The following is an 11,132-nucleotide window of genomic DNA, read 5'->3' as shown; positions in this document are numbered from 1 at the left end:
GATATATGATTTTCATAATATAAAGACTCCATTTGAAAGAATTTCTACAAACATCTAGTGTTATATTGCTAATCTTTTTTATGTTTAACAATACAAGCTAAATAATTCTTGTTTATTAAAGAAAAAGCGCTATTGTTGAACAACACAGGTAGAAAATGATCATTTTTTAAAAAAATAAAACTTAAATATGCTGGATAAGAATCCATTTTTTTGGTGGTATACCGATAGAAATTAGGCGAGAACAAACTAATTGAGTTATTCTGAGTCTTCCACAAATCTGCCCTAAACATTAAGAAAAGAGCAATTCCATTATTATAGAATTGCCCCCGTTTATGTAAGACTCGATTTCAAGATAATTGGACTTAGAAATGGGCTTTAGACTTCATTAGTCAGTTCGCCAGAAAAACTCTCCTATGGTTGAAGATGGTACCCTTTTTTCCTTGGATAAAGTTTAATTATTCCAAACACCGTTGCAATAAGCAATAAAACACTAAGGATAATTATTACGATCAAATCCATTTGGGTAGGTAATGATTGGGTCTCCTCACTCCCCATTATCAGAGGTGAAAGATAGAGTTCATTCATTAAAGCTAGAAGATTCCCAAAAGAGTGTAAGATCATAGGAACATATATTTTACCAGTTTTTAGATAAGCTATTGAAAACAATATAGACATCAAGAAAGCACTAAAGAAACTAAAGGGATGACCAGTTGTAAATAAGATTGCAGTAAATACCATACCCTTTATTCGTCCATATTTTAAAACAAACTTGTTAAGCATCATTCCCCTAAAAAATAGCTCTTCTATAACCGGAGCTAATACAACAGCTACAGTAATTTTCAACAGAATATTAGAAGGCAACGCTTGGTTCTGCAGTCTTTGATCTGATAAAGGGACATCACCTATACCAGGAAATGCAGAGAGAATGGATACTCCGAGAGTCATAAATAAAGCTGCAGCAGTTATTTTAACTAATGGAACAAAGGAAAGCATGCTAATCCAAGGAATCTTAACATCATTTTTAGTGCTTAAATTTGCAAACCTCACCCCTCTTTTGAATAACTCAAGGCTAATCCATAAAAAAATAAATATGTAAAAAATAATATCTGCCATCTCAGTAATTGATTTATTCGGATCAAAGCCAATTGAAAATACCGCATAAGATATTTCCCAGACTAATACGAAAGGTATGATAGGCCATAGTTTTATATTTCTCATTCCAATTTTCTTTCGATTCATTTGTTCCTCCTTTCATATCTATCCATAGACTAAAGCTTTTTATTTCAAACCCTCTATATACTCAAGGTTAGATTAAGGAATTTTCATTATGTTTGATTCTCTCTAAACATGCTTTCCTACTTCTCGAGAATAATGAAAAAGCGAATATCTTATTTTAGATAATCGCCCCCGTTTTTATAAGACTTGATTTCGAGATAGTTCATATATAATCTTCCGTTTTAGCCCTATTCTGAAAGATTCATTTTCGGGATATTTTCGAAAAAAATCATTTACTTTAGCAACCAATAGTAAAAAGAAAATTTTCTTTTTATAACTATAATTTCATTTCACGCTCATATTCTTTACGTATTTTTCCTGCTCTTTCTTTATCAAACGTGAAACTTTTTCCATGTAATGTAGCATCAATTGCTTCATTAATCATGGTCCATCCTGTAAGGTCTTGAAGTGATTGTTCATCTACTTCATTGACCTTAAATGTCATTAGCAACTGTCCACCCTCTTTAATTTCGAATCGAATGTAACTTCCATACCAGTCAAACCCAAAAATCTTTCCTTCTTTAAATTCTCGAATAGGTAATTTATGAATTTTTCCATTTCCGAAATCAAAAATTAAGCTGCCACCATCATGTAATTCGTGTGTTCGAAGTTCAGGATGCCACTTATTAACATACTCTTCATCTGTTAATACTTCCCACACCTGCTCCGCCGTATATTCGTGAATATTTGTAAACAAAGCCAACCATTTTCCCTCTGCAATATTCCGTAGTTCACTTTTTATCATTCTCCATACCACCTTTTCATTAGGTATTTTAAAAATTGAGAAGCACATTTATCGTGTCTGGTATAGTTAAGCAATTCCCTTAAGTAAGAATCACTTCGATAGGTTGTTTTCACTCCCAGTTACAATTTGTATTATGTACTGTTTTTTTGTCTTTAGTCTCTCTGAATAACCACTAGGTAATATACTTATAAGTATTCTAATAATTTAATTCTTCAATAGAAACTATATATTTTTGATGCCACTTCTTCCAATTCTCTTTCGGGAATTCTTCGTGATAACGTCCATTCAATAAATCAATCAGAACATCTAGACACACGTGCCATCCGGCCAAGTCTTTAGAGGTATGGTCATTGATAGTACTAATAAATTCTTTTAATACTAATAAACAGCCACCCGGTTTAGGATAAAGCTCAAAGCGAACCCAACCGTCGTCGCCCCATTCATATTCCAAAACCTCGTTTTCTTTAAAGTCTCTAATCTTAATGTCAAAAGAATTTCCTGTTCCATCATTCATATTGAATTTAATGGTACCGCCTTGCTTAAGATCTACTACTTGAAGATTAGGCATCCACTTTCCTAACTTATCATTTTGAGTAATAGCAGCCCAGACCTTTTCAACAGGATGGTGGAGTGAACGATTATAACGAGCTATATGGCCACCTTCAACTTTTTCAATTACTGCTAACATTTTTTATTCCTCCTCATCCAACAATTCCTCAAGTGCATCCAACCTCTCTTCCCAAAATCTCCTGTAAGGTTCAAGCCAGTTATCAATCTCTTTTAAAGGCTGTCCCTGTAGGTGATAAATACGACTTTGAGAATCTTTAGTAATTGTGACCAGCCCTGCTTCTCGTAAAATTTTCAAATGTTTGGATACACCCGGTTGGCTTAATTTTGTATATTCAACAATTTCAGTAACAGTTCTTGGACTTATTCTTAGATAGTCAATAATTTTTCTACGGTTTGATTCTGCTATTACTTCAAACAAACTGGTCTTTTCATAGTTATTTTGTGTAGCATTCACATTCCTACAACCTCCAATAAGACAACTTAACAGTACATTACCAATAAGTTATATAACTTTCAAGTTATATAGTGGTGTATAGAAAAACACTCTATAACCCGAGTGCTAAATTTGTTCAAATTAATTTTACATTGTTAACATCAGATTCTTTAGTTTTTATTGCATTTAATAAAAGTGGTTATCTCGAAACTGAGTCTTCAATAAACCTGCCCAAAACATTAAGAAGATGGCAATTCTTTTGCTGCAGAATTGCCCCCTATGTTGAAAGATTCAATTTCAGGATATCTATTTCAATACACTTTTTGAATAAATGGGAGATTTAACTCTCATTTATCATCTTCTGCTATGCGCTTTATCCATTCTAACTTCCTATCCCAATCCGCAGCTAGATTTGCCATCCATTCTGCTGTTGAAGACAGTTGCTGTGGAGACACCTTATATCTTACTTCCCGACCAACACGATTACTGGATACAAGCCTAGCATCTTTTAAGATTGTTAGATGTTTAACAACTGCCTGACGAGATACAGTTACCGTAGTTGCTAATGTTGTTGCTGTAACTTGCCCTCGTAAAGCGATTAGGTCAAGTAACTCTCGACGTGTGGGGTCTGCTAAGGCGATCAAGACATTTTCAAAATTACTAATATCTGTAGTTGCCAATTTATTGCTCAGCACGCTTCCGCAGTACTTCCATTTGCATCTCCCAGCCTTGGACATTCCCTTTATAGAACTTTCTTTGCTCTTGTTCGGATACTGCAAGATGTGAAAAGCCACTCTCAACTACTCTGAGCAAAGTTCCCCCGTCTTTTGAAGTCAACTTGAACTCAACTAGCGTAGAGTTTTCTTCTTTTGGTTCCTCTCCAGGAAATGAACTTGCCCACCTACATGCAAGGTAGTTTGGCGGTTCTGATTGTTCAATCAACACCGGGAATTGTCCGTACTTCGTATCCGCCGTCACACGTGATCCATCTACCTGCACCTTGTCCGGACCAGGTGCATCACCCACCCACCATGCTGGTTGGCTAATTAACTCCCATACCGTTTGGATAGGTGCGTTAATAAAAATTTCTCTTTTAATTTGATCACTATCCATTACTACTCCTCCTTTTTATAAGTGCAACCAAAGTGTAGCACATATTATCACTTATGTGCTACACTTTGGTTGCACTTTAGAGGATGAATTATTTGCAAAAAATTATTCATCCTTTCAAATAGACTTCATTCCGCACAAGCCTTACATTTTTTATAAACCATTTAGTAAGAAAAGAGCACAAATGTTGTAAAAGAAATGCCCCCGTTTCTTTAAGACTTGAAATCGAGACAATGTTACTCTTTCAATTCAAATTTTACAGGGTCTAATTCTACAGGTATATTCGCGCTTAAATTACTTAAGCTGATTCTTATGACGTAATCGTTTGAATTAAATTCACCTAAAGAACTAAGATCAAAAGTGCTACTAAATTGTAAATCATCTTCATTTAAAACTTTTATAGAATGATCTATTGGTTTCTTATAAATTTCCTTTTCTGATTCTTTAACCAAAGTCACTTCATTTCGTGCTATATCCTTATAAAAGTGGAGTTTTTCATCTTTTTCTTTTCCTTCATTGATTTGAAAATCAATAACTACCTTATTATCCTTCGTAGTTATATTCTCCAGATTTATCGTGTGGTCTTGGCGAGGAGAACTTATTTTAACTGGTGTTTTTTGATTTAATTTCACAAACTTATCTTCTGTTTGTAATGCTACCTTTGGGTATATTTTTATATAATCAGTTCTCCCTTTAAGCTCTTGAGGAATAATACTCCTTCCTTTTACAATCACTTGATTGTTCTCTTTTATTTTTTCTAAATCGATTCCATCCATTGAAATGTTTACCCTTTCTCCATAATCATCATACACTTCTAATTGAACTTGGTCGTTCTCACTCTCGTCTGGAAAAGTTGTAGTATAATCAATTGCTGTTGAGGCTTTTCCTGCTATGATTGAATCGAAATGAACCATTACATTTGCTTGTTCATTGCTACTTTCCTTGTCCACATTTATTGTTTCATTAGGCAGTTGTTTAATCGGAACATCAAACTTCCACACTCCCTCTTTACCTCCAATTTTCAGAAATTCTAAAGGGAATGTCGTGTCGTCAGGTAGCTTTTCTCCTGGATAGTACAACTGGATTTGCCCCATAAATCCATTATCTGTTTGTTCCATATGAACGAGTTCTCTACTATCTGAAATAATCTTCTCTCCATTGAATATTTCGTAAAGACCAGTAAGTTTTCCTCTTTGATTAGGATTAACATCACCTGTTACATCAAAAGTAACACCAATCACTCCCCCATCGTAATAAGCACTCGTAACGGTAACATCTATTCCACCATGACTAGCTGTTTCATTTAGCTTAGTAATAAGTTGCTGGGAAGCCAAATTTCTCCCTACTAAATCATTAAAACCAGTATATATTTGCCCTACTAATGGCACGTCAGCCATGACATGAGATACAGACGGCACAATAAAGCTAGAAGACAGAAATGTAAGAGCTGCTGCGGTCGATATAATAAGCTTTCTTGTTGGACTCACCTTTTTTTTAGGCTCCGAATCCTCATTCACTTTTCGGATACCTTTCCGGATCGCCTCATTAACATCTTCTTTAGGTACTTCAATCTCTTCATATTTTTCTTGAAATAGCTTTTCCTTCATCGTATCCCACCCCTCCCAGAATAGTCTTCAATTGTTTCTTTCCTCTTTGAAGGTATGTTTTTACTGTATTTTCGGGAATGCTCATGATTTGAGAAACCTCTTTAATTGGAAGATCATGATAATAAAACAGGATAATTGCGTCACGGTAATTATCTCGCAAGCCATTTATGGCTCTTGCTAAATCAATATGTTCATCCGTACTTTCATCTTTTTTTGATAATACTTCACTTACATGTTCAATCGGGATATCTTTTTTCTGCCTTTTCTTCAGATCATAAGCACAGTTGATAAGAATTCTAGTTAGCCATGTTAAAAAGTATTTGTTCTCTTTTAAATTTCTAATGGCTAAGAGCGCCTTATAAGAAGTTTCCTGAATAATATCCAGTGCATCTTCACGATTACCTGTATAAAGAAACGCAGTACGGTACAAACGATCGCTATATAGCAAAAGAAGTCTTTCAAATGCTTCTTGGTCTCCTTTTTTAGCTTTTTTTATTAATTTTAAATGCCTCATTCTTACCCTCCCTTTACCATTAGAGAAGAATTTTAATTGAAAAGTTTCAAGTTTTTTTATTTGTATCAATTCCGTAAACAACAAATGCTTACTAAACTGGTATCAGTAGAACTGAAACTCCCATAAAACGAAAGCTATGCACAAAGCTGTATGAAAAAACGACTTTTATAAGCTTGTGAAACAGGTAGAAGAAACCTCCTAGATCAATGATAAACAACAACGAGCTATCATAATTGCTGATGGTAGATTTTTCATAGCCAGAAATTAAGGGGGGTGAGAATGCCTTTATGGAGCAGAGCACTCCCTGAATGTACAGTAATTTCAACCATAAAAAAAGACGATTATCTCTATTGGATAATCGCCCCCGTTACGTGAAGACTCAGTTTCAAGATAATAATACTCTTTGGAGATATATCCAGTCTCTCGGAAAGTTCAATTTTTTTGAGCTATACAAATCAATTCTGAAAAATCATTAGTAACCTTTTTATTCGGAGATTTTTCTAAGTCTTGTTTCATCCTATAGAGGCCCTGGTTATATTCCTCGTCATCAATCAAGGTCAGCACAGATATATCCCTGTTTTCCACGGGCGCTAAATAGTCAGCTATTTTAATGTTTTCCATTTGATACTTACAATCAATTCTAACGTTAAAACCTCTTTGAGATAGTTCTCTAAATATAACTTCTTTACTCCAAAACCTCTTGTAATCCTCTAATAACGCAGATGGAAAGTAATGATAAACCCACCAATTTTTCATCCCGTAAATATTGATATTATGCAATTTATAAACGCCATCTTTTTTTAAGACTCGATGGATTTCGTCCAGCGCTTTCTCTTTCCCAACAAAGTGATGTAAAGCATAGTTATTCGTTATGACATCAAAGTACTCGTCTTCATAAGGCATGCTCTCCGCAAACCCTTTCTCAAAGGTCACCTTTTCAACTTTGTCTTTCGCTTTATTTAGCATAGCTTGTGAGGCATCAAGCCCGTGCCAGTTAATGTTTAATTCCTTAAATGAATTATATTGGCGATTGAGGTAAATGCCTGTGCCACAAGCTAGATCCAAGAAATTGTATGATGATTTAGGGTCATTTTGTATGTAAGCTTCTAAGTCAGTATCTACTTTCACCTCATCAAATCTAAATTGGTTGCTATCATAAACTTTAGCTACTTTTGAGTAATCCGTAACCTTCATGAAAACCCTCCTTCCGTAATAATTAGATGATTCACATTAAATACAATCTTATTGATGAATTGCCCCCCAATTCATGAAGACTTGATTTCAAGATAATTTATACAAAAGCTTTTAGTGTATGAGAGCAACCTTCCCGAATGACTTACGGTTCCTCATAAAAAAAGCCAACATAATATATTGACTCCTTAATAGTTATTCAGTTTCTAGCTGCTTACGAATCCAATTTTTGAAAGGCAATGGTAATGTTTTTTTAATCAAGGGTAGAAATAAGAGAAGCAAGCCGGAAATTCCTAAAATTACACTAAAAACAAAGAATCCTTGAGCGTGTTGTGGAATGTTAGCCTCTGGAACTCTTTCAGCTGTTTGAATTCCTAAGAAACTAATTCCTATTCCGTCCCCATCAGCATTTGTACCAATCCCTCTTAACTCAATTCCTTTTTTATAGGCCATGTAGGATAAATAACTAATAAAAATCACAGTCAATATTCTAAAGAATTTCAACTAACCGCCCCCAAATGTAAAATTGTTACTCAGAGCGTACCATACATATTTTGGATGGAAAAAGCGGACACTCAAGTAAATCTAAACGCTGCCTTAGTAATTACTTTAATTAGTTAGGCGGCGATTGTTGAAAACTCGGAATGGAGATATTTACGGGTAAATCTTCACCTAACTCACTTGTTTGATGAATTATTTTCCTGTATCGGTTTCAGAACCTTTTCCAAATTCAAAAGGTATTTCATGCTCATAAGCATTTGTATATTTTTCAATCAGCTTCATTTTCTCTTGATTATCATCAATTGGAATGTCTCCATGTACCGGAACTAACGTATGCCAATTTTCACTTTCCAAATGCTTTGTCGCAAACAAATATGTCTGCCCTTCATCTAGTAATTTATCTCCTTCAAATACAACTACTTTATTCCATTCATGACCGCCTTGTTGATTTACTGTAACCGAACCATTCAAATTCCCCTTAATATTAGCCAATATTTCTACTTTAAATTGTGTTTCTGGGAAATCGTTTAATGACTTTGTTCCGACTTGCTCAACTACCTTACCTACAAAAACATTATCCGAAAACCCTAATAATTTACGCGGATTGGAAGTATCAAAAGTATTTGATTGACTAACTGTTTCAATATTAGGTTCTCCTGGAATTATTTCATGTACGTTGCTCGGAGAAAGAAAAGTAAATGTTAACGATGCAATCACAACTGCTGCTATTAAATATGACCATTTGTTATTTGATTTTACCCTCTCGGATTTTGCCTTCATGACACCCTTTTTACTACTCTCGCTCAATTCTTCTGGTATTTCAATCTTATTTACTTCTTGCTTTATTTTGTCACTCATTAACACCATCCCCTTTCAAATATCCTTTTCTTAGCTTTTTTAAAGCTCTATATAAAACAGACTTTGCAGTTCCTAATGGGATCTCTAATATTTCAGCTATTTCTTTAAAGGTATGGTCATGATAAAACTTTAAGAGAACAACACTCTTTTCATCCTCCTTTAAAGCTTCTATCAAATCTTTCAATGATAATTTAAGGGGAATATCTTCATTACCTGAACTTATGAATTCATCAAATTTCGGTTCTAATGGAACTACTTTTTTGTTCTTATTAACTAAGTTAATTGAACAGTTTATCGTAATTTTCATTAACCAAGACTTAAAATATTCAGCTTTTTTCAATGTACAAATTTTATTAAATGACTGATATGCCACCTCTTGAACAATATCCAAAGCATCTTCCTTATTTTTCACATAGACATAAGCCATCCGATAGATATCTACTTCATGTTGTTGGAATAACTTTAAAAATGCTCTATCATTTCCTTTTTGAGCTTTTATAACTAATTTAATGATTGAAATCACCCCCTCTTTATTTGCTTACACCTATTAGACAAATCAACGTCTTGTTTGGCTTAAATTTTTTAAAAACAAAAAAATCGCCCCCCTTTTTGGACGATTACATTATCAACTTTAACCCTCTTGTTTAACTCTACAATCTATTAATGAAAAAAGCTAAATTTCCCGATAACCACTATGATTATGTAATAAGAGGCGAGGACTCTATTGAGCAATCGCCCCCTCGTATATTATTATTAACCAGATTTTTTCTGGTTTTTAAATCCATTATACCTTTATCCAAAGGTATAATGGGGTTAAATCAGATTGAGGTTGTCGCTCTGCCCCCTTGAAGCATTGTCTTCGTGCTAAAGACTGACACTTCTTTCTTTATAGAACTATTCGTATGAGCTGGATGGTACATCGTTGCCGTATATCTAACGAGGTTGAGTATCTATAAAGGTAAGAGGTCTTCTTTCATCTGATTAATATTATGTGGGTGGGATCGTTGATGATTTATCTTGGTATTGATATTGGAAAACGTCATCATGAAGCTGGATTAATCAATGAAAGTGGGAACCCTATTGGGAAAACCATTCGGTTTTCTAATTCCAAAAAGGGTAGTGAAAAGCTTCTGAATTTCTTAAACCAACACCAGGTGACACCTGAGAATTGTGCTTGTGGAATGGAAGCCACGGGTCACTATTGGTTATCTCTCTTTTCTTTCCTTTATCAACTTGGATACAAAGTGACGTCTTTCAATCCTATGCAATCAGACGCCCTACGAAATTTTTATATTCGCAAAACCAAAACAGATATTAAAGACGCGTACTTAATTGCTCAAGTGATTCGCATTGACTCTCCAGAAGCGACCCCTTTCGTTCAAGAAGAACTCCTTCAACTCAGACACCTTGAGAGGCTTCGTTATGCTTTGGTAGACCAAAGCTCAGACGTTAAACGTAAGATCATTGCTTTACTAGATCAGGTTTTCCCTGAATATGAACAAGTATTTTCTGATGTATTTGGGCTATCTTCCACAGAAATTCTTTTAAACTATACCTTACCTGAAGACCTACTTGAGATTGATACAGACAAGCTAGCCGATGTCCTTTACCGTGTCAGTAAGGGACGATACGGAATTACAAGAGCTCGTTGGAAAGCTGAACAATTGAAAGAAAGTGCCCAAAATACCTTTGGTATTTCCATAGGTACAGAGGCATTTAAAATGCAAATCCATCTTCTCCTGGAACAAATAGCTCTTTTTGAAAAACAATTGGGTCAAATAGAGAAGGAATTAAAGGAACTCTCAGACCGTCAAAATCATTATTTGACAACCATAACAGGCGTAAATGATATCACAGCGGCAGTCATTTTAGGTGAAGTTGGTTCCATTGATCGCTTCGAACATCCAAAACAATTAGTTGCTTTTGCCGGCCTTGATGCTTCCGTACACCAATCCGGTGACTTTAATGGATCTAAAACGAAGCTTTCTAAAAGAGGGTCTCCTTACCTTAGACGTGCAATATGGCAAGCAGCATTCGTGGCGAGTTTTAAGGATCCTGCCCTATCCCTTTATTATCAAAAGTTACGCAAACGCGGGAAGGCTCACGGTACTGCGGTAGGTGCCGTAGCACGTAAATTAACACACATTATTTTTGCCATTTTAAGAGATCAGACGCCCTATATCCCTCGCCCTCAAACCAATGAAGACTAACGACTTTTGTCGTTTTAATAATTACATAAGTGAGGTTTATTTGGCATGCCAAATTTCATTTCGATGAGTACACAAGAAACATCTATTTAGTTACTTGACATTTTATAGCTGGTCTTTA

13 protein-coding genes are annotated in these 11,132 nt (G+C 34.9%); 1 reads left to right on the top strand and 12 read right to left on the bottom strand.

Annotated features, from left to right (window positions below; genetic code table 11):
• Positions 1-411: 411 nt before the first annotated feature.
• From ACTWPX_RS19975 to ACTWPX_RS19920, 12 genes are all read right to left on the bottom strand, one after another.
• Entirely contained in the window at positions 412-1,239 is an 828-nt protein-coding gene (locus ACTWPX_RS19975) for a lysostaphin resistance A-like protein (protein ID WP_443121238.1), read from the bottom strand.
• Between the two features lie 313 nt (positions 1,240-1,552).
• Complete coding sequence (locus ACTWPX_RS19970) at positions 1,553-2,020, bottom strand: SRPBCC domain-containing protein (RefSeq protein WP_443121237.1); 468 nt, start codon at positions 2,018-2,020, stop codon at positions 1,553-1,555.
• A gap of 196 nt (positions 2,021-2,216) precedes the next feature.
• Positions 2,217-2,708 (bottom strand): SRPBCC family protein, encoded by a 492-nt coding sequence (locus tag ACTWPX_RS19965; protein WP_443121236.1) that lies wholly within the window; start codon positions 2,706-2,708, stop codon positions 2,217-2,219.
• Positions 2,709-2,711: 3 nt separating this feature from the next.
• Positions 2,712-3,044 (bottom strand): ArsR/SmtB family transcription factor, encoded by a 333-nt coding sequence (locus tag ACTWPX_RS19960; RefSeq protein ID WP_443121235.1) that lies wholly within the window; start codon positions 3,042-3,044, stop codon positions 2,712-2,714.
• A gap of 326 nt (positions 3,045-3,370) precedes the next feature.
• Positions 3,371-3,703 (bottom strand): ArsR/SmtB family transcription factor, encoded by a 333-nt coding sequence (locus tag ACTWPX_RS19955; RefSeq protein WP_443121234.1) that lies wholly within the window; start codon positions 3,701-3,703, stop codon positions 3,371-3,373.
• 1 nt (position 3,704) lies between these two features.
• Positions 3,705-4,136 carry an SRPBCC domain-containing protein gene (locus ACTWPX_RS19950; RefSeq protein ID WP_443121233.1) on the bottom strand — a complete coding sequence of 144 codons (432 nt, stop codon included), beginning with the start codon at positions 4,134-4,136 and terminating at the stop codon, positions 3,705-3,707.
• Positions 4,137-4,369: 233 nt separating this feature from the next.
• Positions 4,370-5,740: a DUF4179 domain-containing protein gene (locus ACTWPX_RS19945; RefSeq protein WP_443121232.1), complete on the bottom strand. Its 1,371-nt coding sequence runs from the start codon at positions 5,738-5,740 to the stop codon at positions 4,370-4,372.
• Positions 5,709-6,254, bottom strand: coding sequence for a sigma-70 family RNA polymerase sigma factor (locus ACTWPX_RS19940; protein WP_443121231.1), 546 nt, complete (start codon positions 6,252-6,254; stop codon positions 5,709-5,711). Before ACTWPX_RS19940 ends, ACTWPX_RS19945 begins: the two co-directional genes overlap by 32 nt.
• Before the next feature lie 432 nt (positions 6,255-6,686).
• Positions 6,687-7,448: a class I SAM-dependent methyltransferase gene (locus ACTWPX_RS19935; protein WP_443121230.1), complete on the bottom strand. Its 762-nt coding sequence runs from the start codon at positions 7,446-7,448 to the stop codon at positions 6,687-6,689.
• A 192-nt stretch (positions 7,449-7,640) separates the two neighbouring features.
• The gene (locus ACTWPX_RS19930; RefSeq protein WP_443121229.1) at positions 7,641-7,949 is read right to left on the bottom strand and encodes a hypothetical protein; all 309 of its coding nucleotides are present in this window, start codon (positions 7,947-7,949) and stop codon (positions 7,641-7,643) included.
• 189 nt (positions 7,950-8,138) lie between these two features.
• Complete coding sequence (locus ACTWPX_RS19925) at positions 8,139-8,804, bottom strand: hypothetical protein (protein WP_443121228.1); 666 nt, start codon at positions 8,802-8,804, stop codon at positions 8,139-8,141.
• Positions 8,797-9,324, bottom strand: a complete 528-nt coding sequence (locus ACTWPX_RS19920; RefSeq protein WP_443121242.1) for a sigma-70 family RNA polymerase sigma factor — start codon at positions 9,322-9,324, stop codon at positions 8,797-8,799. Before ACTWPX_RS19920 ends, ACTWPX_RS19925 begins: the two co-directional genes overlap by 8 nt.
• A gap of 487 nt (positions 9,325-9,811) precedes the next feature.
• Here ACTWPX_RS19920 and ACTWPX_RS19915 point away from each other — a divergent pair, with 487 nt between their 5' ends.
• Positions 9,812-11,014 (top strand): IS110 family transposase, encoded by a 1,203-nt coding sequence (locus ACTWPX_RS19915; RefSeq protein ID WP_443121227.1) that lies wholly within the window; start codon positions 9,812-9,814, stop codon positions 11,012-11,014.
• Positions 11,015-11,132 lie beyond the last annotated feature (118 nt).

The sequence above is a fragment of the Halobacillus sp. H74 genome, from assembly GCF_052246715.1.
Classification (GTDB): domain Bacteria; phylum Bacillota; class Bacilli; order Bacillales; family Halobacillaceae; genus Halobacillus; species Halobacillus litoralis_A.
The sequence above is the reverse complement of the archived record's forward strand: the minus strand, read 5'-3'. Positions and strand labels throughout refer to the sequence as shown.